Origin of the sequence: Novosphingobium sp. APW14, assembly GCF_032337075.1 — a bacterium.
Classification (GTDB): Bacteria; Pseudomonadota; Alphaproteobacteria; order Sphingomonadales; family Sphingomonadaceae; genus Novosphingobium.
In genome coordinates this window covers 321,011-345,953 of record NZ_JAVYAB010000001.1, presented here as the reverse complement: position 1 = coordinate 345,953, position 24,943 = coordinate 321,011, and the positions used below count along the sequence as shown (strand labels likewise).

General features: G+C 61.3%; 25 protein-coding genes and 1 tRNA gene. 7 read left to right on the top strand and 19 right to left on the bottom strand.

Going from position 1 to position 24,943, the window contains the following annotated elements:
• Positions 1-6: 6 nt before the first annotated feature.
• Positions 7-465 (top strand): MaoC family dehydratase, encoded by a 459-nt coding sequence (locus RQP55_RS01780; protein WP_315608621.1) that lies wholly within the window; start codon positions 7-9, stop codon positions 463-465.
• Here RQP55_RS01780 and mutL read toward each other — a convergent pair.
• On the bottom strand, positions 462-2,252 hold the full coding sequence (gene mutL, locus RQP55_RS01775; RefSeq protein WP_315608461.1) for a DNA mismatch repair endonuclease MutL: 1,791 nt from the start codon (positions 2,250-2,252) through the stop codon (positions 462-464). The genes RQP55_RS01780 and mutL overlap by 4 nt on opposite strands.
• 189 nt (positions 2,253-2,441) lie before the next feature.
• Here mutL and RQP55_RS01770 point away from each other — a divergent pair, with 189 nt between their 5' ends.
• From RQP55_RS01770 to RQP55_RS01745, 6 genes are all read left to right on the top strand, one after another.
• Complete coding sequence (locus RQP55_RS01770) at positions 2,442-3,491, top strand: rod shape-determining protein (protein WP_315608460.1); 1,050 nt, start codon at positions 2,442-2,444, stop codon at positions 3,489-3,491.
• A 28-nt stretch (positions 3,492-3,519) separates the two neighbouring features.
• Positions 3,520-4,410: a rod shape-determining protein MreC gene (gene mreC / locus RQP55_RS01765; protein WP_315608459.1), complete on the top strand. Its 891-nt coding sequence runs from the start codon at positions 3,520-3,522 to the stop codon at positions 4,408-4,410.
• On the top strand, positions 4,410-4,961 hold the full coding sequence (locus RQP55_RS01760) for a rod shape-determining protein MreD (protein ID WP_315608458.1): 552 nt from the start codon (positions 4,410-4,412) through the stop codon (positions 4,959-4,961). Before mreC ends, RQP55_RS01760 begins: the two co-directional genes overlap by 1 nt.
• Positions 4,961-7,033, top strand: a complete 2,073-nt coding sequence (gene mrdA, locus RQP55_RS01755; RefSeq protein WP_315608457.1) for a penicillin-binding protein 2 — start codon at positions 4,961-4,963, stop codon at positions 7,031-7,033. The genes RQP55_RS01760 and mrdA overlap by 1 nt, the downstream gene beginning before the upstream one ends.
• A complete protein-coding gene (gene rodA / locus RQP55_RS01750) occupies positions 7,030-8,145 on the top strand; it encodes a rod shape-determining protein RodA (protein ID WP_315608456.1) in 1,116 nt (371 codons plus the stop codon). Before mrdA ends, rodA begins: the two co-directional genes overlap by 4 nt.
• 91 nt (positions 8,146-8,236) lie before the next feature.
• Positions 8,237-8,312, top strand: a tRNA-Lys gene (locus RQP55_RS01745).
• Between the two features lie 70 nt (positions 8,313-8,382).
• Here RQP55_RS01745 and RQP55_RS01740 read toward each other — a convergent pair.
• The 18 genes from RQP55_RS01740 to RQP55_RS01655 are packed head-to-tail and all read right to left on the bottom strand — an operon-like array spanning position 8,383 to position 24,838.
• Positions 8,383-9,165 (bottom strand): SDR family NAD(P)-dependent oxidoreductase, encoded by a 783-nt coding sequence (locus RQP55_RS01740; RefSeq protein ID WP_315608455.1) that lies wholly within the window; start codon positions 9,163-9,165, stop codon positions 8,383-8,385.
• A gap of 35 nt (positions 9,166-9,200) precedes the next feature.
• Positions 9,201-10,736, bottom strand: coding sequence for a FadD3 family acyl-CoA ligase (locus RQP55_RS01735; RefSeq protein ID WP_315608454.1), 1,536 nt, complete (start codon positions 10,734-10,736; stop codon positions 9,201-9,203).
• Positions 10,729-11,100, bottom strand: a complete 372-nt coding sequence (locus tag RQP55_RS01730; RefSeq protein ID WP_315608453.1) for a nuclear transport factor 2 family protein — start codon at positions 11,098-11,100, stop codon at positions 10,729-10,731. The genes RQP55_RS01735 and RQP55_RS01730 overlap by 8 nt, the downstream gene beginning before the upstream one ends.
• Positions 11,101-11,105: 5 nt before the next feature.
• Positions 11,106-11,564 (bottom strand): MaoC family dehydratase, encoded by a 459-nt coding sequence (locus RQP55_RS01725; RefSeq protein WP_315608452.1) that lies wholly within the window; start codon positions 11,562-11,564, stop codon positions 11,106-11,108.
• Between the two features lie 2 nt (positions 11,565-11,566).
• Complete coding sequence (locus RQP55_RS01720; RefSeq protein ID WP_315608451.1) at positions 11,567-12,349, bottom strand: SDR family oxidoreductase; 783 nt, start codon at positions 12,347-12,349, stop codon at positions 11,567-11,569.
• Positions 12,349-13,527, bottom strand: coding sequence for an acyl-CoA dehydrogenase family protein (locus RQP55_RS01715; RefSeq protein WP_315608450.1), 1,179 nt, complete (start codon positions 13,525-13,527; stop codon positions 12,349-12,351). The genes RQP55_RS01720 and RQP55_RS01715 overlap by 1 nt, the downstream gene beginning before the upstream one ends.
• Positions 13,524-14,582, bottom strand: a complete 1,059-nt coding sequence (locus RQP55_RS01710; RefSeq protein ID WP_315608449.1) for an acyl-CoA dehydrogenase family protein — start codon at positions 14,580-14,582, stop codon at positions 13,524-13,526. The genes RQP55_RS01715 and RQP55_RS01710 overlap by 4 nt, the downstream gene beginning before the upstream one ends.
• Positions 14,582-15,487 (bottom strand): SDR family oxidoreductase, encoded by a 906-nt coding sequence (locus RQP55_RS01705; protein WP_315608448.1) that lies wholly within the window; start codon positions 15,485-15,487, stop codon positions 14,582-14,584. Before RQP55_RS01705 ends, RQP55_RS01710 begins: the two co-directional genes overlap by 1 nt.
• Positions 15,487-16,638, bottom strand: coding sequence for an acetyl-CoA C-acetyltransferase (locus RQP55_RS01700; protein ID WP_315608447.1), 1,152 nt, complete (start codon positions 16,636-16,638; stop codon positions 15,487-15,489). The genes RQP55_RS01705 and RQP55_RS01700 overlap by 1 nt, the downstream gene beginning before the upstream one ends.
• A gap of 8 nt (positions 16,639-16,646) precedes the next feature.
• The gene (locus RQP55_RS01695; RefSeq protein WP_315608446.1) at positions 16,647-17,579 is read right to left on the bottom strand and encodes an acyl-CoA dehydrogenase family protein; all 933 of its coding nucleotides are present in this window, start codon (positions 17,577-17,579) and stop codon (positions 16,647-16,649) included.
• Positions 17,579-18,742, bottom strand: coding sequence for an acyl-CoA dehydrogenase family protein (locus tag RQP55_RS01690; RefSeq protein ID WP_315608445.1), 1,164 nt, complete (start codon positions 18,740-18,742; stop codon positions 17,579-17,581). Before RQP55_RS01690 ends, RQP55_RS01695 begins: the two co-directional genes overlap by 1 nt.
• A complete protein-coding gene (locus RQP55_RS01685) occupies positions 18,742-19,497 on the bottom strand; it encodes an enoyl-CoA hydratase family protein (RefSeq protein ID WP_315608444.1) in 756 nt (251 codons plus the stop codon). The genes RQP55_RS01690 and RQP55_RS01685 overlap by 1 nt, the downstream gene beginning before the upstream one ends.
• A gap of 5 nt (positions 19,498-19,502) precedes the next feature.
• Positions 19,503-20,570: a nitronate monooxygenase gene (locus RQP55_RS01680; protein ID WP_315608443.1), complete on the bottom strand. Its 1,068-nt coding sequence runs from the start codon at positions 20,568-20,570 to the stop codon at positions 19,503-19,505.
• Between the two features lie 3 nt (positions 20,571-20,573).
• The gene (locus RQP55_RS01675) at positions 20,574-21,482 is read right to left on the bottom strand and encodes an enoyl-CoA hydratase (RefSeq protein WP_315608442.1); all 909 of its coding nucleotides are present in this window, start codon (positions 21,480-21,482) and stop codon (positions 20,574-20,576) included.
• Complete coding sequence (locus RQP55_RS01670) at positions 21,479-22,270, bottom strand: ketoacid CoA transferase (protein WP_315608441.1); 792 nt, start codon at positions 22,268-22,270, stop codon at positions 21,479-21,481. The genes RQP55_RS01675 and RQP55_RS01670 overlap by 4 nt, the downstream gene beginning before the upstream one ends.
• Positions 22,270-23,154, bottom strand: coding sequence for a CoA transferase subunit A (locus tag RQP55_RS01665; RefSeq protein WP_315608440.1), 885 nt, complete (start codon positions 23,152-23,154; stop codon positions 22,270-22,272). The genes RQP55_RS01670 and RQP55_RS01665 overlap by 1 nt, the downstream gene beginning before the upstream one ends.
• Entirely contained in the window at positions 23,151-24,086 is a 936-nt protein-coding gene (locus RQP55_RS01660; protein WP_315608439.1) for a VOC family protein, read from the bottom strand. The genes RQP55_RS01665 and RQP55_RS01660 overlap by 4 nt, the downstream gene beginning before the upstream one ends.
• On the bottom strand, positions 24,086-24,838 hold the full coding sequence (locus RQP55_RS01655) for an SDR family oxidoreductase (protein WP_315608438.1): 753 nt from the start codon (positions 24,836-24,838) through the stop codon (positions 24,086-24,088). Before RQP55_RS01655 ends, RQP55_RS01660 begins: the two co-directional genes overlap by 1 nt.
• Positions 24,839-24,943: the final 105 nt, after the last annotated feature.

Genomic DNA, 24,943 nt, shown 5'->3' with positions numbered 1-24,943 from the left:
GACGCGCTGCAGTATTTCGAAGACCTGGTGGTGGGCAGCACGGCGCGCTTTGGCCGCTATGAAGTGACGCGTGAAGAAGTGATCGAATACGCCAGCAAGTACGATCCACAGCCCTTCCACCTTGATGACGAAGCGGCCGCAAAGACGCATTTCGGCCGCCTCTCAGCCAGCGGCTGGCACACCTGCGCCATGACCATGCGAATGCTGGTCGATAACCTGAAAGAGCACCGCCAGGCCGGCCTTGGCTCACCGGGGCTGGATGAACTGCGCTGGCTGAAGCCGGTCTATCCTGGTGATGTGCTCCGTGTGGAATCCGAACTGCTGGAAAAGACCCGCAGCCGCTCGCGCCCCGAAATGGGCAGCTTCAAATCGATCATTTCGGTCTTCAACCAGGATGACGTGAAGGTCATGACCTTCCGCTCGATCGGGCTGATTGCGGTGCGCGAACCGGGTGCAACCGACTAGCGCCGTCCAAACAGCTTCTCGACATCCTCCAGAGCCAGTTTGACCCAGGTCGGTCGGCCGTGGTTGCACTGGCCCGAGCGCGGCGTGCGCTCCATTTCGCGCAGCAGGGCGTTCATTTCGGCGACGGAGAGGGGCCGTCCAGCCCGCACTGAGCCGTGACAGGCCATGGTCGCGAGGACGTGGTCAAGCCGCTCTTCCAGCAAAAGCGCCGCGCCATTTTGGGCAAGGTCATCGGCAATATCGCGGACCAGCGCCTGGACATCGCCACCCGCCAAAGCCGCCGGGACCGCGCGGATTAGCATCGCGTCCGGGCCGAAGCGTTCCAGTGCAAGGCCGTGTGCGGCGAGTTGCGGAGCAGCTTCAGCCACCCGGTCGCAGTCGGGCTCGTCCAGTTCGACCACTTCGGGGATCAGCAGCGCCTGCGATGCGGCCATGGCCCCTTGCGCACCAGCAGCCTTAAGCCGTTCCAGCACAAGCCGTTCATGCGCAGCGTGCTGGTCAACGATCACCAGCCCATCCTCGGCCTCGGCCACGATATAGGTGTTGGCAACCTGCCCGCGGGCCACACCGAGCGGGTGGGAAACTGCTGGTTCCGGGGCGGCATCGGCCATTTCGGCCTTAGCGGCAGGAGCAAGCACCGAAGCCTCGTAACCGCGCCAGGCCTGCCCGGCATCGCGGACGGCTGTGGGGGCATAATTGCGTGTAAACAACGATCCAAGAGCAGGCGCGGGTTCGCGGCTGATCGGCTCTGCCTGCCAATTGGCCATGGCGGGCCCGGCTGGCGCCTGAGCTGAGCGCTGCCCTGCCCCTTCCAGTGCGTGGCGCAGGCCAGAGACGATGAAGCCGCGGACAAAGGCCGGATCGCGGAAACGGACCTCGGTCTTGGCCGGGTGGACGTTCACGTCGACTTCCTCGGGCGGCAGGTCAAGGAACAGCGCCAGCACGGCATGGCGATCGCGCGCCAGCATATCCGCATAGGCCCCGCGCACCGCACCCACCAACAGCCGGTCTTTCACCGGCCGGCCGTTGACGAACAGGTACTGGTGATCGGCCACTCCGCGGTTGAAGGTGGGCAGGCCGGCCACGCCGGTCAGCCTCACAGGACCGCGTTCCAGCTCAATAGCAACCCCGTCTTCCGCCAGCTCGCGCGCTACCAGCTGAGCAACGCGGGCCGCCAGCGATTGCCCGCCCTGCACCGCCAGGACCCGGCGACCATCGTGCTCCAGCGTGAAACCGACTTCAGGCCGAGCCATAGCCAGACGACGGACGACATCGAGGCAGGCGGCGTATTCGCTGCGCGGGGAGCGCAGAAATTTGCGCCGTGCCGGGATTTTTCCGAACAGGTCTTCAACCCGGATGCGAGTTCCGGGCGGAAGCGCGGCCGGCCCATCGGCAACCTGCTGGCCGTGATCGACCACCACCTGCCATCCGCCGTCAGCACCGCGCACGCGGCTTTCCATCGTGAAGCGGGCGACACTCGCGATCGAAGGCAGTGCCTCGCCACGAAAGCCCAGGGTCGCTACAAGTTCGATCGCTTCGTCAGGAAGTTTGGACGTGGCGTGACGTTCGAGAGCGAGAGCCATGTCTTCACGCGTCATCCCGCAGCCATCATCAGTCACTTCGATCAGGCCCAGCCCCCCCTCACCCAAGCGAACGGCGATGGTGATTGAACCCGCATCGATGGCGTTTTCGACCAGCTCTTTGAGCGCGGCGGCCGGCCGCTCCACCACTTCGCCGGCCGCGATGCGGTTGACCAAGGTCTCGGGAAGGCGGCGGATCACAGACATCGTCTTATTGCCCTAGCGATGAACCGCACCGATTTCGAGACGGAAGCGCATCGGCAATCCCCACCTTTCAGACAAATTTTTGGCCTTTGAGCGGCCCTTGCGGTAATGAGCCGCGATTCACGCCAACCTTCTCGCCTTTGACTTCTGCAATTCACGCAGTAAACGGCTGGAAAAATAACGGAAAATTCAATGGCCTCGTTCCTGTCCCGATTCTTCAAATTTGGCTCCCAGAACATGGCGATCGACCTCGGAACAGCGAATACGCTGGTCTATGTGCAGGATCGTGGCGTCGTGCTGAACGAGCCTTCGGTCGTCGCAATTGAGACGATCAACGGAATCAAGCGGGTCAAGGCCGTGGGTGATGACGCCAAAATGATGATGGGCAAAACCCCTGACAGCATCGAAGCGATCCGCCCGCTGCGCGATGGCGTGATCGCCGACATTGAGATTGCGGAAGAAATGATCAAGCATTTCATCCGCAAGGTGAACGGCAAGCGCACTTCGATGTTCTCGCCACCAGAAATTGTGATCTGCGTTCCCTCGGGATCCACCTCGGTTGAACGCCGTGCAATCCGCGATGCCGCCAGCAACGCCGGCGCCAGCCAGGTCTACCTGATCCTGGAACCAATGGCCGCCGCGATTGGGGCGGACATGCCGGTGACAGAGCCGGTCGGCTCGATGGTGGTCGACATCGGCGGTGGCACCACCGAAGTCGCCGTGCTTTCGCTGCGCGGCCTGGCCTATACTACCTCGGTCCGCGTTGGCGGGGACAAGATGGATGAAGCGATCGTTTCCTATGTCCGTCGCCACCACAACCTGCTGATCGGTGAAGCCACGGCTGAACGGATCAAGAAGGACTACGGCGTTGCCATGGTCCCGACTGACGGTATCGGCGAAACGATCCAGATCAAGGGCCGCGACCTTGTTAACGGCGTGCCCAAGGAAATCACCATCACCCAGGCGAACATCGCCGAGGCACTTTCTGAACCGATCGGCGCAATCATCGAAGGCGTGCGCATCGCGCTTGAAAACACCGCGCCCGAACTGGCAGCCGATATCGTCGACCAAGGCATTGTCCTGACCGGTGGTGGGGCTCTGATCCAGGGGCTGGACGATTACCTGCGCGAGGAAACCGGCCTGCCGGTGTCGATCGCGGAAGATCCGCTGTCCTGCGTTGCGCTGGGCACTGGCCGGGCGATGGAAGATCCGATCTATCGCGGCGTGTTGATGACGGCCTAAGCGGCCACTGAAGGGGAGTAGGCACCGCATGGCGCCGTCGTCGAACCGGCGCCCCGGCAGTTCCCGCAGGGCGCAGTACTCGACATTTCTGGGCTACGTCATCGCCTTCCTTGGCGTGGCTGCTGGTGTTGCGGTTCTGCTGATATCCTCGGGCAATCCCGGCGCCTTTTCCACCCTACGCAGCGGCGCGACCGACCTGGTCGCGCCTGCATCCGAGGCGGCAGCAGCCAGCCGCAGCGAGGGCCGTGGGGTCTGGTCAGCGCTGCAGGGCTATTTCACCTATGGCGTGCGCGTTGCCCGCAATGAGCAGGAACTCGCCCTAGCCCGGGTGCGGTTGGCTGAAGCGGAGGCCCTGAAAGAAGAGAATCGCCGGCTTAAGGCGCTGCTTGACCTAAAGGACAGTGAGCCGCAGCCTGTCGCCGTGGCCCGACTGATCGGTTCGACAGCTGCCAGCACCCGCCGCTTTGCCTTCTTGGGCGCCGGTCGGAACAAAGGCGTTGCCGTCGGCATGCCGGTTCGATCCCCGCTTGGTCTGATTGGCCGGGTGCTCGAAACCGGGGAACGCAGCGCCCGTGTGCTGCTTATTACAGACACCGAGAGCGTCGTGCCGGTGCGCCGTGCGAGCGATGGCATACCCGCGTTTGCGACCGGTCGTGGCGACGGCACCCTACAATTACGGCTGATCAACCTCGGAACAAACCCACTCAAGGTCGGCGATGCCTTTGTTACTTCGGGTTCGGGTGGGCTTTATTGGCCAGGGACCGCCATAGCGGTGGTGACCCGTCTCACCCGCGATGGGGCGATCGCCCGTGCACTGGGCGATCCGGGCAATACCGAATTTGTCCAGGTACAGCCGCTTTGGGACGAAGGTGCCGCAGCGCAGCAGCTTCCCGCGCCTGCCAGCACTGGAGCGCAGTGATGCCGGTTCCGATTCCGGAACAGCTTAAAAACTTGGCCCGTCCGCGGATCAACCGCGCTCCCTCGCCTGTACTCGCTCTCTCGCTGCCTTGGTTGCTGGTCATGCTAGGCAGCCTTACGCCCGCATTGCCTGTGATCGCTTCCGCACCAATCATGCCCCCGCTTGGCTTCCTGTTCCTGCTTGGCTGGTTGCATTTGCGCCCGGGGATTATGCCGGTTTGGGCGGGTCTGCCATTGGGGCTGCTAGATGACCTATTCAGCGGCCAGCCCTTGGGCTCGGCGATGATGCTTTGGTCGCTGGCGACGATCGGCATGGATTTTGTTGAAACACGGTTCCCCTGGCGCGGATTCATGCAGAACTGGCTGGTGGCATCAACAGTGATCGCGGGATACCTACTGATGGCCGCCTGGTTCGCTGCGGTTCACCGCCAGCCAGGTCTCTTACTGGCCATGTTGCCACAAATTGCCCTTTCAATCCTGATTTACCCCATTGCGGTGCAGGTTGTTGGCCTGATTGACCGCCTGCGTCTTATCCCTGTGCGGGTTGTCTGATGCTGTTGGGATCGAGCAAGCACGTTAGCTCAGGCACGCTCAAGAATGCCTATGATCGCCGGGCCATGCTAATCGGCGGTTTGCAAGCGGCCGTTGGCATCCTCCTGGCTGGAAGGGTCGCCTGGATCAGCCTTGCGCAAAATAAGAAATACACGCTCGCCTCAGAGAGCAACCGGGTCAACTTAACGCTGATCTCGCCCCGCCGCGGCGCCATCCTTGATCGCAACGGTGCACCGATTGCCGCCAACCGGGCCGACTTCCGCGTTGACCTGATACCGGACCGACTGGTCGATACGGACCGCACCCTTGGCGAGCTGGGCCGTTTGCTCAAGCTGAGCGACGTACGGATCAAGGATCTTAGAGACAAGCTGGACAAGGCGCGGGGTTTTCAGCCTGTCGAGGTCGCCGCTGGCCTTGACTGGGACAGCTTTGCTGCAATTTCCGTACGCCTGCCAGACCTTCCCGGGGTGCTTGCCCAACGCAGCTTTTCGCGGTGGTATCCAACTGGCCCCTCGGTGGGCCACCTGATCGGCTATGTCGGCCCGGCCTCGGCAGAAGACTACGAAAAGGAACGCAACCCGCTGCTTGTTACGCCGGGGTTCAAGATCGGCAAAGACGGTCTGGAAAAGCGATTTGAAAAGGTCTTGCGCGGCACGCCCGGGGCACGACGTGTGGAAGTAACCGCCAGCGGCAAGGTCGTCCGCGATCTCGACATGCGCGAGGATTCCCCCGGTCAGCCGCTTCACCTGGCGATCAATGCGCCCTTGCAGGATTTTGCCGCCCGCCGGCTTGGCGTCGAATCCGGCTCGGTCGTGGTAATGGATTGCCTGACGGGTGATATCCTGGCGATGGCTTCGATGCCAAGCTACGACCCCAACAGTTTCTCTGATGGCATCGGTCGGATCGAGTGGAAAATGCTGTCAGAGGACGATCACGTCCCGCTGCGCAACAAGGTGCTGCGCGGGCTCTATCCGCCTGGCTCGACGGTCAAGCCGATGGTTGCCCTGTCCTTCCTTGAGGCCGGTCTTGATCCAGATGAAAGTGTCTTCTGCGGCGGCGGCCTTCGCGTCGGCAACCGCGTGTTCGGTTGCTGGAACCGAAAGGGCCACGGCCAAGTCAACATGGCTAAGGGCATTTACCAAAGCTGCGACGTCTACTTCTACCATTTCGCCCAGCGAATCGGGATGGACCCTATTGCAGCGATGGCGCGCCGTCTCGGCCTTGGTCAGAAATTTGACTTGCCTGTGGTCGGGCAATCCTATGGCACGGTTCCCGACGCCGCGTGGAAGATGCGCAAGTACAACAAGCCCTGGGCAGTGTTCGACACGGTCAACGCCACAATCGGTCAGGGTTACATGCTGGTGAACCCGCTGCAGCAGGCGGTAATGGCCGCACGGATTGCCAGCGGCAAGCAGCTCCAGCCCCGGCTTTTGCTGGACCGCAAAGCCCCCAGCACACCCTCGATGGGTTTCAACCCCGAGCACTTGGCCTATGTCCACAAGGCGATGTTCGACGTGGTCAACGGCCCTGGCACGGCCGGCAAGGCCCGCCTGCCCTTCCCCGACATCCAGATCTCCGGGAAAACGGGAACGGCGCAGGTTGTCGGTTTGCACCTGTCAAACGGCAAGTCGGGCCCTTGGAAATACCGTGACCATGGGCACTTCATCTCCTTCGCTCCGTTTGATAACCCGCGCTATGCCTGCGCAGTGGTGATTGAACACGGCGGCGGATCATCGGCCGCCTACCCCATCGCGCGCGACGTCATGACTTTTCTGTTTGATCCGGCCAAGGCCATGCAGGTCCTGCTTGAAATGGAAGCCGGCTGGGGCGGGACGCCGCAGCAGCGGATGACTACCCGATATAGCGTCTACGAAGCACGCTATGGCAGCAGCGCGCCAAAACCTGCGGAAGAAAACCCGGTGCAAAGCGCCGATGCGGCGGCGGAGGCTGCGAGCGCTCGTCCCCAACCAGAGCAAACAGAGGCCGCCGCACCACGAACAGAAGATTCCGATCCTGCTCCGGCGCCATCCAGCACGGCCGCGCCAGCACCATCAGCGAATGCGCCACAATGAGGGCCGGCATTATCCCCGCCGCCATTGCGAGGCAGCCTTGGGGCATCATTCTACCGCTGATTGTTCTGACCACATTTGGGGCAGCGGTTCTCTATTCGGCGGCAGGTGGCAGCTTCCAGCCCTGGGCCTTGCAGCATCTGATCCGCTTTGGCGTCTTCCTGACGATGGCAATGATCATCATGCGGCTGCCGCAATCGCTGTTCAGATTAACCGCATACCCAGCGTATGGAGTGTTGGTTTTTCTGCTGATGCTGGTTGATCTGATTGGCGCCGTCGGCGGTGGTAGCCAACGATGGCTGAACCTTGGATTCATGCAGTTGCAGCCCTCCGAGTTGATGAAACCGGCGATCGTTCTGGCCTACGCGAGGTTCTACGACACGTTGCCACCAGCGATGACCCAGAACTGGCGCTCGCTTATCCCCGCATTGGGGCTGCTGGCGCTACCCGCTTTGCTGGTAATGCTCCAGCCTGACCTCGGAACCGGCCTCGCCATTACGTTTGGCGCCGTTGCGGTGATGTTTATGGCGGGTCTACCGATGAAGTGGTTTGTAGGCGCCGGCGCTGCTGCGGTGGTTGCGGCGCCCGTCGCATTCTTCACCCTACTCCATGATTACCAGCGCAAGCGTGTGCTGGTCTTTTTGGATCCGGAAGGTGACCCGCTTGGATCGGGCTACCACATTTCGCAATCCAAGATCGCCATTGGATCAGGTGGCTTCTTCGGCAAGGGATTTGGCAATGGCTCGCAAAGCCACCTCGAATATCTGCCGGAAGCCCACACGGACTTCGTCTTCGCAACCATGGGCGAGGAATGGGGACTAGTCGGCGCGCTGTTCGTGCTGTTCATCTTCATGCTGATCCTGCGTTGGGGATGGCGCGTTGCCCAGAATGCTCCGGACCGCTTTTCCCGCCTGCTAGCCGCAGGTATGACTTGCACCGTATTCTTCTATGTCGCGATCAATCTGTTAATGGTGGTTGGGCTTGCCCCGGTGGTGGGGATACCCCTCCCCTTCATGAGCCACGGCGGCTCATCCATGATGACCAACATGATCTGCCTGGGCACGATTATGGCCGTAGATCGTTGGAGCCGGCGTAGTTCTGGCATCGCTGGATAGAAAAACCTCAATCTCCCCCTTTTCACCGGCGAAACACCCGCTATAGGGGGCGCTCCCGACGATTCGGGACCTCGCGGAGTACCGCCCGTGTGGACGCATAGCTCAGTTGGTAGAGCAGCTGACTCTTAATCAGCGGGTCCTAGGTTCGAGCCCTAGTGCGTCCACCACCTTCTTCGTCAAACTTTTGAAATATCGGAATTTTTTCCGGCGGAACAATTGGCATCTGGTGCGGATGGATCAGGTGGGCTGCGTTTGCTGCCGACCGTAACCTCCACCCAGCAGAGCATCAAATCGAGCGCGGGCCGAATCCTTTGTGAGGTCGCTTGAGAATATCACACGTTCACCCGCCGCAAGCCGATCAAAGGCTATTTGAGAAAGTCGCTGGGCGCTAATTCCGTGGCTTTGCATACGCAGCTGCAGTCTGGCCAGCAGCGGAGTGTCACCATCTGCAATTCCGGTTTGAACGGCCGCCGGACATAGAACAGCAGTGCGTACAGAGGCGTTGGCCAGAGCCAGTTCTGCATCCAGAGCCTCCGCCATTGCCAGCAGTCCGTGCTTACTGGCGGCATATCCAGCGTACCCCGGGCTCGCCAGGAGCATCGAACTCGACCCGGTAAACACAAAAATCGACGGATCTATCTGACTGCGCATAAGCGGCACCAGCGCCCGTGCTGTCCGAATTGCGCCAACAAGATTGATCGCAAGCATCTGCTCGATATCTGCGATCGGCTGATCTAAAACCTCACCCGCTCGCAGAACCCCTGCATTGGCAAAAGCAAGCCGCAGCGGCCGACCAAAAGCCATAACAGTATCGCTGAATCGTTCGAGATCCGCGTCGCTTGTGACATCGCCGGGACATATCCGGCATCGATCTGGTCCCAACTTTGCTTGAAGCGACGCCAACGCAGGCTGATTTTGGTCAAACGCGGCGACACTGTACCCGCGCTCAATCGCTTCACACGCTAAGGCCAGACCAATCCCGCTGGCTGCTCCAGTGACCGCGACCACACCGATTGTCATAACCCGCGCTCCGATGCCCTATTCCGCAACAAGCTTCAGGAGCGCAGCTCAATCTTCAGAACCTTGCCGGACGCATTGCGTGGGAGATCATCTACCACGACCACTCGCCGCGGCACCTTGTAATTGGCCATGTTATCGCGCGACCAGGCTATAATCTCACCTGGAACCAAGTTGGCATCGGGCCGCGGAACAATGTAAGCCACGCCCACTTCGCCCATCCGCTCGTCAGGCGCCCCAACCACGGCGACCATACCGACCCCCGGATGCGCAGCCAGGATCTTCTCCACTTCTGCCGGATAGACGTTGAATCCGCCGGAAATGAACATGTCCTTCTTGCGATCGGTAATCCGAACATAGCCATTGGCATCCATCGTCCCGACATCGCCAGTGTGCAACCAACCTTCGGCGTCGATCGCATCAGCTGTTGCAGCTGGATCATCAAGGTAACCCAGCATCACCCCGGTGCCGCGGACCAGGATCTCACCAGTCTGCCCCCGAGCGACCTCGCGCCCCGCTTCATCGGCGATAATCACTTCGTTGCCGGGGATTGCCGCGCCGCAAGTCTGCGCAATGAGATCAACAGGATCCCCAGGCCGACACGAGGTAATGTTAACACATTCGGTCATGCCATAGGCGGTAATGATATCTGCCATGCCCAGTTCGCTGCGGATCCGTTCGATCAGCACCGGGGGAACAGTGGCCGCCCCCGTAGTACCTCCACGCAGCGATGAGCAATCAAACGGTCGCTGCTCACGCTCCGCCAGCAGCATTTGGAAGATCGTTGGCGGACCGGGTAGAAAGGCAATGCGCTCCTGCTCAATCAGACGGATCGCCTCGGCCACGTCAAACTGGGGCATCGGCACCATCACGGCCCCGGCCAGCAGGCAGGCTACCCAGCCCACCTTCATCCCGAAGGAATGGAAGAACGGGTTGGCAATCAGATAGCGCTCGCCCTGACCTAACCCGGTGTTGCCGATCCACACACTAACCTGCGGCAGGATCCGACCGTGCGTCATCAGCACGCCTTTGGGCACACCGGTCGTACCGCTGGTGAACATGATATCGGATACGTGGTCAGGCGTTAGTCCAGCTAGCGCCTGATCCACCCGGGGATCGGTCGGCCCGCTGCCGCTTGAAACAAAGGCGGCGAAATCGCGATCGAGCATTACGGTTTCGGCCAAGGCCGGCAGGTCTTCAGCCTCCAGTAAGGCTGGATAATCAATACCCAGGAAGCCGGTCACAGTGAACAGCATCCTCGCACCGGTCCGGCGCAAGATATCGCCCGCCTCGCGCCCTTTGAGCCGGGTGTTGAGTGGCACGATCGCCGCACCGCAGGTCTGTGCCGCAATCGCCGCGATCACCCACTGCCGGCAATTCGGAGCCCAAATGGCAATCCGGTCACCATCACCAACCCCGCGCGCAATCAGCGCGGAAGCCACCGCGCGACAATCGTCCCACAGGGCAGCAAAGGTCCAGGTATCTGCACCTTCGATCAGGGCCACCGCAGCGGGCCAACGTCGCGCGGCGGCGGCAGCCACATGGGGGATCGTGAGGGGCAGCGCGTCAGCCATGCATGTTGCCAGGGCCGAAATAGGCCTGCATCAGCTTGACCTTGCCTGCCTCGTCGAATGCAAAGGTATCTATCACGTCGATGACCATATCCTTGCCATCCCAGTGCAGGTGGACCTGCATGGCAAAGGCGGCGTGAGCGGCAGCCAGCCGGACCGGGCCTTGCAGATGCAGCGTAGCCCCGGTTGCCATCGACTGGGTGTAGAATTCCAGGATCGCGGCATGGCCGATACGCGGGGCAGCGCCGATCGGATCTTCAACCACGGCATCCTCGGCAAAAATCGCCGCAGCCATCGCCGGGTCGCCTTTGGCAAAGGCCGCGACATAGGTGTGAACGGCAGCTTCCATCTGTTCAGGTGTGGGCACGGCATTCACTCCGGGAAATAACGGCTGATCGTATCGACCACACAGGCCGGCTTGTCGCTGCCTTCGATCTCTACCGTGACACGCACGACCGACTGGATCGCACCCTTGATCTCTTCAACCCCGACAATCTCACCCCGGCCGCGGATCCGGCTCCCAACCTTGACCGGAGCCAGGAACCGTAGCCGATCAGCGCCCACGTTCACCGCATGGGTAAATCCGCGCACCTCAATCAGATCGGGCAGGAAAAAGTTAACCAGACTCATCGTCAGATAGCCATGGGCGATGGTCCCGCCAAACGGCCCTGCCTGGGCCCGCTCCACATCGACATGGATCCACTGGTTATCGCCGGTAACCGCGGCAAAGCCGTTGACCCGATCCTGATCGATGGCCAGCCACCCGGTCGGACCCAGCGGTGCGCCTTCCTGACCGATCAGATCGCGGGGATTGGCATAAATCTTTGCCATGGTCAGGCCCGCTGGCTGGAGACCGAGAGTACTTCCCCGGTCATGTAAGAGGACAGATCAGAGGCCAGAAACATCATCACATTGGCCACTTCCCAGACTTCAGCCGGGCGCCCGAATGCTTCCTTAGCCGAAAGTTCAGCCAGCAGTTCATCGCTGGTCACCTTGGCCAGAAAGGCGTGCATTGCAATTGAGGGGGCAACAGCGTTGATCCGAACGTTGTGTTCGGCCGCTTCCACCGCCGCGCACCGGGTAAAGGCCATGACCCCGGCCTTGGCCGCGGCATAATGGGCCTGCCCGTGCTGCGCGCGCCAACCCAGCACCGAAGCATTGTTGACCACCACCCCGGCCTTGCGGGCATACATGGCCGGCAAGAAGGCCCGGCTCATCCGGAATACGCTGTTGAGCGTGACATCGAGCACGCGAAACCATTGGTCATCGGTCATATCAACAACCGCAACTTCGCCGCCCAGGCCGGCATTGTTGATCAGCACGTCCACCTGCCCCAGCTGTGCCAACGCGGCAGCGTGCAGGGCATCAACCTGTTCCTGGTTGGTCACATCGCAAACAAAGGTGGCGGGGCGCTGGCCGCATTCTGCTGCGATCCGATCCGCCGCTTCACCCAGCCGGCGCTCGTGAAAATCGCTCATCAAGACACTTGCGCCTTCTTCAACCGCGCGCTTGGCGGCGGAAAAGCCAATGCCAGTGCCCGCCGCTGCCGTAACCACCACGGTCTTTCCTGCCAACAGATTGCGGCCCTGCGGATAGGGGGGAATCGGCGGCGCCATCAGACGTCTCCCCGCGGTTCTCGCGGCATGCCCAGCCCTCGTTCGGCAATCAGGTTGCGCTGGATCTGGTTGGTCCCGCCGTAGATCGTATCGGCGCGCGAATAGAGGAACAGATTGGGCAACGTATCCCATTCATATTCGCTGCCATCCGCCACTTCGCCATTCTGGCCAAGGACGTCCATCGCCAATTCGCCAAGGCCGCGGCGCCAGGTGGCCCACTGGATCTTGTAAGTAAGCGCTGCCCCGTCAATCTTGGAATGATCGGTCTGCGACAGCATTCGCAGCGCCCCATAGCGCATCAGATTAAGGCCAATCTCCGCCTTGGCGATCCGCTGGCGGATCAACGGATCACGCGCCGCGCCGTTGACCTTTGCCGCAGCGATGATTTCGTCCAGCTCGTTGCGGAAGCCCATCTGCTGGCCCAAGGTGGAAACGCCGCGTTCAAAGGCCAGCAGACCCATGGCGATCTTCCACCCATCTCCCGGTGCGCCGATCAGGCTGTCAGCCGGGCAGCGCGCATCGGTAAAGAAGGTTTCGTTGAATTCGGCATCGCCGTTGATCTGCTTGATCCCGCGGATTTCGATCCCCGGCTGATCGATTTCCATCATCAGGAAGGTCAGCCCCTTGGGCCCCTTCGATCCTTCCTCTGACCGCGAAACGACAAAGATCCAGTCTGAGATATGGGCCAGGCTGGTCCAGATCTTCTGGCCGTTGACCACCCATTCGCCGCCGTCCAGCTTCGCCTTGGTCCGAACCGAAGCAAGGTCTGATCCCGCCCCCGGCTCAGAAAAGCCCTGACAAAAGATCGTTTTGCCCGCCGCAATATCGGGCAGGAACCGCTGCTTCTGCGCTTCGGTGCCAAAGGCGAGCAAGGTCGGCCCGGCCAACTCGACCCCGATATGGTTCACCCGGCCCGGCACCCCGGCACGAGCATATTCCTCGGCAAAGATCACCTGATGGGCCAGGCTGGCATTTCGGCCACCCCATTCCTCCGGCCAGCCAATGCACGACCATTTGTGGGCCGCGAGCTGCTGTTCCCATTCCTTGCGCCGCTCGGGGCTGGCGGTGAGCTTGGTGATGCCCTTGATGTCGCGAAATTCGCCAGCCATCTGGTCATTCAGCCAGTCGGCGCATTCCTGACGGAACAGTTCATCCGCCGGTGAGAAACCAAGCTTCATGCTGCTTCTCCTAGGATCATCGTGGCGATCTTTTCGCGGTGCCAGTTACCGCTGCCCAGCATGGACTGGATCGCCCGCGCGCGCTTGAAATAGAGATGCGCATCGTGCTCCCAGGTAAAGCCGATCCCGCCGTGCAGCTGGATCATGTTACCCGCGCACATGAAATAGGTGTCGGCGGCAAAACTTTTCGCGGAATGGACTGCAAGCTCGGCCTCGTCGGATCCTTCGTCGACCGCACAAGCCGCCCAATAGACAGCCGAACGGGCCTGTTCGATCTCGATCATCATGTCGGCCAACCGGTGCTTGTAGGCCTGGAACGAGCCGATTGGCCGCCCGAACTGCACCCGTTCCCGGGCGTAGGATACAGTCCGGTCAAGAGCAGCCTGCGCCCCGCCCAAGGCCTCGGCCGCAACGGTCACAAACCCCGCACGGAGTGCTGCCTGAATTGCAGCGGGGCCATTAGCCAACGGCTCGCCCTTGGCGCCAGCCAACGCGACCCGGGCATAGGGTCGCGTCTGGTCCATCGTCGTCTGGGCGGTGACGCAAACGCCGGCGCCATCGGCCGGGACGATCCAAGCCCCGGTGTTGCTGGTTACCACAAATAACCGGGCAGCAGCGCCATGGGCAACAAACCGATCCGAACCACTCAAGATATCTCCATCGGCGGTCAATTCGTTATCGTGGACATAGCCGGCGATCAGCTCACCCGACAGTAGGGCCGGCAACCATTCAGCCTGCTGAGCAGCGCTTCCGCCCGCGGCGATCGCCTGGGCTGCCAGAGCCAGCGAACCCAGCATTGGCAGCGCGGCAACCTGCGCGCCGGCCGCCTCGGCGATGATCGCCAGTTCAACCAGCCCCAGCCCGGCCCCGCCGGCGCTCTCGGCGATGCCAATTCCCGACAATCCCAGTTCCTGACAGAAGGCAGTCCACAGCCCCCAGTCGATCCCGTCGGCTGCCATGGCTGCGCGAGTCCGTTCGCTGGTGGCATTTTCGGTGAAGAAGGCACGGGCCGTCTCGCCAATCATTGCCTGTTCTTCGGTGAACACGAATTCCATTATGCGGTCCCCCAGACCTTGCGCGGCGGCACCCGGCCAGCCAGCAGCTTGTCAACTGCAGCACCGACTTCTGCCGGTTCCCACTTAGCGCCCTTGTCGACGGCAGGCCCTTCACGCCAACCGTCTTCCAGCATGATCTTGCCACCTTCGAGTTCGAACACGCAGCCGGTCACCTCGGCGCTATCACTGCTGCCAAGCCAAACCACGGTCGGGGCAATGTTCGCCGGGTCCATCACATCAAACGCCATGTCAGCGGTCGCCATCTTGTCGGCAAAAGCCTGTTCGGTCATCCGGGTGCGGGCGGAGGGGGCCAGAGCATTGGCGGTGATACCATAGCGCCCGAGTTCGGCCGCCTGCACCAGCGTCAGCGCTGCGATTCCGCCCTTGGCGGTTGAATAGGCCGCCTGGGCGATTGAGCCCTGCAGCCCGGCGCCAGACGAAGTGTTGATGATCCGCGCATCGGGATTGCCGCCAGCCTTCTGCTTGGCGCGCCAGTAATCCACAGCGTGGCGCGATAGGCAGAAATGCCCGCGCAGGTGGACGTGCATGGTCGCATCCCATTCCTCCAGCGTGGCAGAAACGAACATCCGGTCGCGCACGATCCCAGCGTTATTTACCACAACGTGCAGGTCGCCGAACGCAGCCACAGCAGCATCAACGATGCGCTTGGCGGCGTCCCAGTCGGTTATATCCTCATAGTTCGCAATGGCCTTTCCACCAGCGGCAATGATTTCAGCCACAACGCCGTCAGCGGCGCTGGTATCGCGCCCCTCGCCGTTCAGCGACGTTCCGATGTCGTTGACTACTACATTTGCACCTTCGCTGGCGAAGGCCAGCGCATAGGCCCGCCCCAACCCTCGTGCAGCACCAGTGATGATAACCGTGCGGCTTTCGCAGATTCCCATTATAGCCTCTCGATGATTGTAACGTTAGCCTGACCGCCGCCTTCGCACATGGTTTGCAAGCCATAGCGGCCGCCGGTTGCTTCAAGTGCGTTGAGCAAGGTGGTCATCAGCCGCGCGCCGGTGCCACCCAGCGGGTGCCCCAGAGCGATCGCCCCACCGCGTACATTCACCTTCTCATGTGGGATGCCGAGTTCTTTCATCCAGGCCATCGGCACCGATGCAAAAGCTTCGTTGCATTCAAATAGATCGATGTCGTTTACGCTCATCCCGGCTTTCTTCAGCGCGTGCTGGGTGGCCGGGATCGGCGCTGTCAGCATCCAGACCGGATCGTCGGCGCGGACCGAGATATGGTGAATGCGAGCGCGCGGTTTGAGACCGTGATCCTTGACTGCCTGCTCGCTCGCGATCAGCAGCGCGGCTGCCCCGTCGCAGTTCTGGCTGGCAACTCCTGCAGTGATCACGCCCCCCTCTTGCACCGTCTTTAGGCTTGCAAGCCCTTCCAACGTTGTACCGGCCCGGATCGTTTCGTCCGTCTCCAAACCGGCAATTGGCGCGATCTCTGGTTTAAACAGTCCACCTTCGCTTGCCAGATTGGCGCGTTGATGGCTGGTCAGGGCAAACTGCTCCATCTCTTCGCGACTGATTTGCCACTTCTGTGCGATCATTTCGGCTGAATTGATCTGGTTGAGAATTCCATCGCCAAACCGTTCAACCCAGCCCTTCGACGTATTGAATGGATTATCGAAGCCATAGGGCTGACCAGCAAACATAGCCGCAGAGATTGGGATAGCGTTCATGGCCTGGCTTCCGCCCGCCACCACCAGATCCTGCGTCCCGCTCATGACACCCTGGGCCGCAAAGTGAATCGCCTGCTGGCTTGATCCGCACTGCCGATCGATCGTCGTGCCCGGCACGTGCAGCGGCAGGCCGGCCACCAGCCAGACGGTCCGGCCGATATCCCCCGCCTGCGGCCCAATCGTATCGCAGCAGCCCCAGACTACATCGTCGACCGCATTAGCATCGATCCCGGTGCGCTGGACCAGCGCCTTAATGGGATGCGCACCCAGATCGGCCGGATGGAGGTGGGCCAGGCTGCCCTTCTTGCGTCCGATCGGCGTACGGACGGCATCAATGATATAGGCTTCAGCCATGGTGTTCCTCAGGCAAAGGTGTGTTCAGGGCCGATGGCGAGCCCGCCATCGAGAACGGCGGCATCGATCCGCTTAACGTGGAACGATCGGTCACCCCACGCGCCAGCCAGCGCCCAGGACCGTTTCATCCAGAAATGGAGATCGACTTCATAGGTATAGCCCATCGCCCCGTGGACCTGGATCGCGGTTTCGGCGGTCTGGATCGCTGCATCGGTCGCAGCCAGTTTAGCGTGGCTGACATGGACCGGTGCCGAAGCGAGGCCATCTTGCAAGGCTTGCGCCGCCCGCCACACCACCGGTTTGGCAAATTCAATTGCAACCGCACAAGAGGCAAGCTGATGTTTGAGCCCCTGAAAGGCACCGATCGGTTGGCCGAATTGGTTGCGGATTTTGGCATATTCGACCGCCTGAAGTAGCATCGCATCGGCAATACCCAGCAGCTGGGCCGCACTCATCAGTGCGCCAAGATCGAGCAGATAGGGATCGGAACTACCGGCAGCCGGGAACATCGCCAAGTTGCGCAGCGGATCGACGCTGTGCAGCGGCTGGCCTTGCCCGTCGGCAACCCAAGGATTGAGCACGTGCGGGAGTATCACCTTGTGGTCACCCGCGGCGATCGCGGCAAGATTGCCTTCCTCGCCATTACGGACCAGCCAGGGCACCGCAACAAGCGCGGTATCAACCAGTGGTTCAGCCACGCAAGCACGCCCGCATTCCGCGGCGATCAATACCGCTTCGACCAGTCCCAAACCCAAACCGCCGTGTGCTTCAGGCACAAGTAGACCAGTCAGACCCATCTCTGCCAACCCTTGCCAGATAGCAGGATCACGGTTGCCTTCGGCATCGAGCCGGCGCAGCACTTCGGCGCCGTGCGTCCCGGCCAGGTAAACGCGAACGCTTTCGGCCAAAGTCAGTTGGTCATCGGTGAAACGGAAATCCATCAGCCTGCTCCCACGCGCGGAAGGCCCAGAAGACGCTCGGCAATGATGTTGCGTTGCACTTCGTTCGAGCCGGCATAGATCGGCCCCGAAAGTGAGAAGATATAACCTTCAAGCCACTGGTTAATCTGTCCGTTGCCGAACCGCTTCAGTTCCGCATGGGCCCCCAAAATCTGCATCGCGGTGCGATGCATCATCCGGTCAAGCTCAGACCAAAAGACCTTGTTCAGACTCGCTTCGGCCCCGATTTTACCACCGGCCATTATCTTCGACGCCACGGCATAGGTATTATAGGCATAGGCTTGCGCTGCCCCCCAGGCCTGGATCACCGCCTCGCGCGCGGCGGGCGATGCTTCAGCTTCATGCACGCGGTACAGATCGACCAAACGCTTTGCAGTGGCCTGGAACCGGCCGGGTGAACGCAGCATCAATCCGCGTTCAAACCCAGCGGTTGCCATGGCCACATTCCAGCCCTCGCCCTCTCCGGCCAAACAATTCTCAACTGGCACGCGGACTTCATCAAAGAACAACTCGGCAAAGCCGGTATCACCGTGAAGCTGCCGGATCGGCCGACGGGTGATGCCCGGGCTGTTCAGATCAAACAGGATGAAGGTCAGCCCCTTGTGACGTTTGCTGTCAGGGTCGGTCCGAAACATCCCAAAGCCCCAATCGGCAAAGGCCGCGCGGCTGGACCAGGTCTTCTGCCCGGTAATCACATAGTGATCGCCATCGCGTACCGCCTTCGACTGAATCGCAGCCATATCGCTGCCGGCGCCAGGTTCCGACCAGGCTTGTGCCCAAATCACCTCACCACGTGCCATCGGCGGCAGGAATCGGGCCTTCTGCTCCGCAGTGCCGAATTCCATAATAGTGGGACCAAGCAGGAAAATACCGTTCTGGTTAGCCCGGTTTGGGCCGCCTGCACGGAAATACTCTTCCTCGAAGATCAGCCACTGGATCAAGTCCAAGCCGCGCCCACCAAACGCCTCGGGCCAAGTGACCATGCCCCAGTTCCCGCTGGCAAGGGTCCGTTCCCAAGCAACGTGCTGGTCATAGCCTTCTCGACATTCCAAAGTGACAAGCGGCTCTTTTGGCACGTGGGCTTCCATCCACGCCCGCACTTCGGCCCGGAACTCTTGTTGTTCGGAGGTATAGGACAGGTTCATCAGAATTTCGCCGCCTTGCCGGTTTCGACGAAGGCATCGCGGCTCTTTTGGCTGTCTTCGTGCATATACATTTCGAGCGTGAAGCCCTGTTCCCAGCGGTAGCCCCGATCGACATCGCGCGGTTCAAGACCGTTGAGGGCTTCTTTAGCGATCACCAGCGCTTTGCGGCTCTTGCCGGCAATAACCGCACAAAAAGCCCGCGCCTCGGCGACTAGGTCAGCGCGGGCCACCACCTTTTCGACCGCACCAAGGCGGTAGGCCTCTGCGACCGGGATATTGCCGCCCGTAAAGAAGGCGGCTCGTACCTTGTGCAGCGGTAGCATCCGCGAGAGGTGGCTCGCCCCGCCCATTGCCCCGCGATCGACCTCGGGTAAGCTGAAGAAGGCATCATCAGCGGCGATAATGGTATCGCTGGCACCGCAGATCCCGATCCCACCACCTATAACAAACTTGTGAACCGCAACCACCACTGGCACCTCGGCATCGCGGATTGCCTTGAAAGTCAGGTAATTTCCGCGATTGAGTATGGTGATCCGTTCCGGGTGGGCTTGCATTTCCTTGATATCAACCCCGCCGCAAAAGCCGCGCGCGTCCTCGGCGGCGCGGATCAGCACGCAGTTGACTTCGGGATTGCTTGCTGCGGCCGTGATGATCGCGGGAAGCGCCATCCAGGTCTCGCTGTCAAAGGCGTTGACCGGCGGCACGTCGAACACGATTTCGGCAATGCGATCCTGGATCGTGGTAGTGATCGGCATGGCGTTCAGTCCTTCGCGCAGAGCGCGGCAATACGGGCCCGCGCCTCGGTTTCGATCGATTGGAGCAAATCGGCACAGGTGGGCAGATCGTGCAGACGGCCGGCTACCGCGCCGGTGGCCATCAGCCCCTGATCGGCATCGCCACATACCACCGCGCGCTGGATCATGATCGGCGCAGCAGCCGCCATCATTGCAGCGCTGAGCGGCATTTCGCCGTGGCTGGTCATCCCCCGCGCCGCGCCGATAACTTCGCCCCAGTTCATGCCGGTTTGGCGTTTCATTTCCAATCCGGCCTCGATCGCGCGCAGCCACATGGCGATCCGGCCCGATCCTTCGATCCGGCGTAGCAGCGGATTCAGGATCATACGCTGCGGTATCCCGTCCACCTTGGTAGAGACGATGATGTCGCCGCTGGCAGCCTTGACATAGGCAGCCTTTGGCCCGGCCGGAACGGGGCTCTCAGCAGTCATCATAAAACGGGTCCCCATCGCGATCCCGCAGGCGCCATAGGCCAGAGCCGCGGCCAGCCCACGCCCATCGCCAAAACCGCCGGCTGCGACCACCGGCACGTCAACCGCATCGAGCACCTGAGGCAGCAGCACCGTGGTTGGCACCGATCCGGTGTGCCCACCGCCCTCGCCACCCTGCACCGTGATCATCTCGCAGCCCAGCTGGACCATCTTCACGGCATGCTTAACTGCGCCGACCGTGGGGATGCACAGGATCCCTGCATCGCGAAACCGACCGATCATTTTCGCGTCCGGTCCGCGGCCAAAACTGACCGCGCGAACCCGGTCCGCATTGGCCAGGATAATCTCAACGATCTCTGGCGCCCCGGCTTGGAACGAGTGGAAATTCACCCCGAAAGCATGGGGGGTCAGATCTCTCAGCCGAGCGATGGAATCGGCGAGCTCGGCCGGATTCATCACCGCCCCGGCCAGAAAGCCGAAGGCGCCGGAATTGCTGGTTGCGGCAACCAACTGCGGGGTCGCAATCCACCCCATCGCGGTCTGGATCACGGGAACGCGGCACCCAAGGCGCCGCGTTAAGGCCGTGGCAAGCGGATCAGGCAAGGTTTACTCCCCTTCGTCCCGCTGCTTGTTGCTGGCTGCGGCCGACTTGCCCGAAACGCCGGCAATCGAGTTGCCATAGACCAGGTCGTTCTGGGCGTGGGCAAAGTGATGCATGTGGAACACCGCATCCATCGCGCTGCGCTTGCCGCGCAATTCCTCAACGTGATTGACCGCTTGCTTGGTCAACCAGTTGCCAAGACGCGGTGCTGCAGCCAACTTGGCAGCCCAAGCCGCAGTGGCTTCGCGCAGTTCGGCGCGTGGGACCACCTTGTTGACCATACCGAACCGCTCGGCTCGCGCTGCTGACATGCGTTCGCCCAGAAGCAGAAATTCCTTCGCAACGCGCGGGGGCAGCTCATATGCATGAGCAAAGTATTCCACCCCCGGGATGCCCATCATCGGTACCACCGGATCCTGGAAGAACGCATCTTCGCTCGCGACGATCAAGTCACAGACCCAGGCAAGCATCAGGCCACCGGCAATGCAGGCCCCTTGAACCATGGCGATGGTCGGTTTGGGAATGTCGCGCCACCGCCGGCACATGCCCAGATACTGTTCCTGTTCGCGGGTGTAGAGCAGCTCGGCCGCCGGCTTATTGGTGTGCGGCGGCAGCATCAGCCGCTTATCGAATTCGTGATGCAGATCGCGCCCCGGCGTACCGATGTCATGCCCGGCCGAGAAATGCTTGCCCTCGCCGGCAAGTACGATGCAGCCCACCGCATCGTCCTGCACCGCCCGGTTAAAGCAATCGTCCAACGCGTAGGTCATCTGCCCGTTCTGGGCGTTGTTAAATCCGGGACGGTTCATGGTGATCCATGCCACCCCATCGACAACCTGATAGAGAACCGGCTCGGCGGTCTCGTAATCGGGGTTGACCTGCTGCGGTTCAACCAGCTCGCGGCCCTTGCTCATGCAGTCCTCCTGGCGGACGGATTGTCCTTGATCACGCTGGCGCGGATGTTGTGCGGATCGAGCCTGGCGATAATCTCCAGCGCGGCAGCATCAGGCAGCGGCGTTTCACCGGAGACGGCATCGATTAGACCAAAACCGGTGGATTCCTGCACTTCGGCAAAGGTTACACCCGGATGCAGCGAAACCACGCGGACTGCGTGATCAGGCCCGCCAAAATCCATCACACACAGGTTGGTGACGATGGTTCGTAGATCGACGGCAGAGTAATTGCCGCCCGGCACGCGTTTGGCCGGATTATAGCCGACGCCGGATACCATATCGACTTCGCCGGCCACGAAGACCCGTGCCGTGTGGCTGGGGAAGAAGAAGCTATTGGGGTGGTAGATCGTATTCCCCGGAAAGCCGCGCACGCCTAGCATCTGCGTCTTGGGCTGGCGGTGCGTTCCGCCCAACTGCGACAGGTTGATCTGCCCGAACTGGTCAATCTGGGTTGGTGTGACCATCGCATGGCGACGCCCGGTCCAGACCGCCGCATCGAAAAAACGGCTGAACGGGAGATACCCGGCAGGCTTGCGATCATCATAGCCGCGCGGACCCAAAGGCACCGGCTGCTCGACCAGATAGGCTTCTCCATCGGTCATCATCAATTCGGGGGTATGGGTCAACTTGGCCAGGCTTGCGGCAAGCCGCGGGACAGGACCAACTCCGGTGGCGATAATCTCGCCATTGTTCCGAAACGCTTCCGAACAGGCAAAGATGCAGAGTTCGGCCAGGGAGATGTCGGTCATCAGAATATTGGCAGCGGCAGCGCCGCCACTCCCTCTTTGCCGCCAAAGCCAGCGAGGTAGTCTTCCTCGCTCGCTCCAACGAAACGGTCACGCACCGCCGCCCAGTCACCCGGGTCTTTCGCGGCATCGGCATAGGCCTTGAAGGCCTTCATGTCCCAGCCATAGGCCGGGGGCATAGAACTGGGGTGCGCCCCGCCGGCTATCTCGGTCACGCCGCTGATGAAGGCGCGCTCAACGATATTGGCCTGGGCTTGATCCGGATAGTGATCCTCCATCCGGTCAACCAGTTCCTCGCACGAGACATAGGTCTTGGTCGCAGCCCGGGCGAACCATTCGTCATAATAGACATCCGGGCCAAAGGCCTGGATATTGCCGCGCCAATCGCTGCGGTTGACGTGAAGCAGCGCGGCATCAAGCTTCAGCGCCGGCATGGCGATCAGCGTCTCGCCATCAGCATAAGGCGATTGCACGGTCTTCAGGCCGCCCAGTGCGGCGAGGTCAGTTCCCAACCCGACGCGAGTAGGCAGGAACGGCAGGCCAAATGCCGCTGCCTTGAGCCCCCACTGGAACATCCCTTCGTCGAGTTCGAGTACCTCGATCTGACCTGCCTCGCGCGCTTTGCGGAACCAGGGTTCAAGTGGGATCGAATCCAGGCTGACGAAGGCAAAGACCAACTTTTTGATCTTACCCGCTGCGCACAGCATGCCGACATCGGCACCGCCATAGGCCACCACGGTCAGGTCCTTCAGGTCGGACCGCAAGATCTCGCGGATGAGCGCCATCGGCTTGCGCCGCGGTCCCCAGCCACCGATTCCAAGCGTCATTCCGTCGCTCAGCCTCCCGACGATCTCAGCCGGGGTCAACCGTTTATCCAACATGGTCATTCTGCGGCCGCCTGCTCTTCTTTCATCGCCTTCTGCCAGGCCCATTCGTGCCCCCAGATGCTGATGCCCTTGTGACGGGTCACTTCCCAGTTGGCCGGATCGATCACCAAACTGTCGCAGCCGATCTCAAGATCAAAGTCACCTGGCGTCTGGACATAGAATCCAACCGTTTCATCATTGTAATGCTGGCCAAGTGACGCACTCTCCGTATAGCCCAGTGCCTTCATCCGGTCATAGGCCTTGCCCACCTCGACGAGGCTGGGCAATTCAAGCATCAAATGGACGCAGCCTGAGGGTGAAACCGGCCCTTCACCCAGCGCAATTGAATGGTGACGGCCGTTGTCGGCATGCATGAAGGCAAAACCCATGCCCGGATCATCCGGCCCACCGCCACCGAAGAAGAAGCGCGGCATGTCCGTTTCGTGGAAGCCCACCACGTCACGATAAAACGCAACGCATTCATCAAAATTGGGCGCAGAAAACACCGCATGGCCCATCCCCATAGCCCCAGTAACAAAACCAGGCACGTCCAATGGCGAGGCAAACGGTTCTGCCGAAACACTATCGCCGCAATAGAATTCAAGCCCATTGCCGGCTGGGTCGCTGGTGGCAAAGAAGCGATCCACTCCGCGCAGCGCCGCACCCGCATCCGAGCCTGGCGTAACCGGACGGCCACTCTGCGCCACGGCAACAGCCAGCGCATCAAGTGCCGCTACGTTATCAACCTCATAGGCCGCCGCAACAAAGCGATCCTGCGGCCCAGTTTCGATCCGAAACCGGAACGGCCGCTGATCGATGCGATAGAGTTGCCCCCCATCGCTGGCATCGGGCGCGCGCATTACGCCCGCCATTTGCGTCAAAAAATGGTCCCACCGTTGTGGCTGTGTTGCCTGGATGACGACATAGCCAAGCGCCTTGATGCCCATGGCCATCAATGTCCTTTCACGAGATCGAGGAAATAGGGGCGCTCGCCCCCGCCATCGACGTTAATTCTTGCGCCACTGACCCAGCTGGCGAGCGAAGAGCAAAGCCACAGAACTGCCCCGGCGAGATCTTCGCCAGTACCCATCCTCTGCAACGGCATTGATCGGCCGACAGCGGCCTGCGCCGCAGCATCGCCGTAAGTGATTTCGGCGCTTTCGGTCTGCATAAGGCCGGCAATGATTGCGTTGACCCGGATACCTGCCGGCCCCCATTCTTGGGCCAGGCTCTGCGTCAAATTCAGAAGGCCCGCCTTGGCCGCCCCATAAACCGCCGTACCTGGCGACGGACGAATGCCCGAGACGCTTGCGATGTTAACAATCGAGCCACCGCCCGCCGCAACCATGTGCGGATGCGCAGCCTGCGCGAGGAAGAGCGGTGCCAGCAAGTTTAGCCGGGTAATCGCCTCAACGAACCGCGGACCAGCCTGTTCCGCCGCCACTGCTGGCGAACCACCAGCATTATTGACCAGGATATCGATTCGACCGTGCTTGGCAGCAATGTCATCGACGAGTGATTTTGCAGCCTCGGGATCGCGAATATCAGCGGCAGCAAACGTGACACCAGCAGGCAGACTTTGCGGCGCATTGCGAGCGCAAGCCACAACCGCACAACCAGCCGCCGCCAGCCGTCCAGATATAACCCACCCAAGCCCGCGGGTACCGCCGGTCACCAGGGCCACTTTCCCTGAAAGGTCAATCATGGCTCCCTGCGTCAAGCCGGTAAATCTCCCAAATGGTCCACTTCAATGAATCGCGGCACCAACCCTGTCTTCAAACCGCAATATCGGAAGTCAAACGCCTTTTCA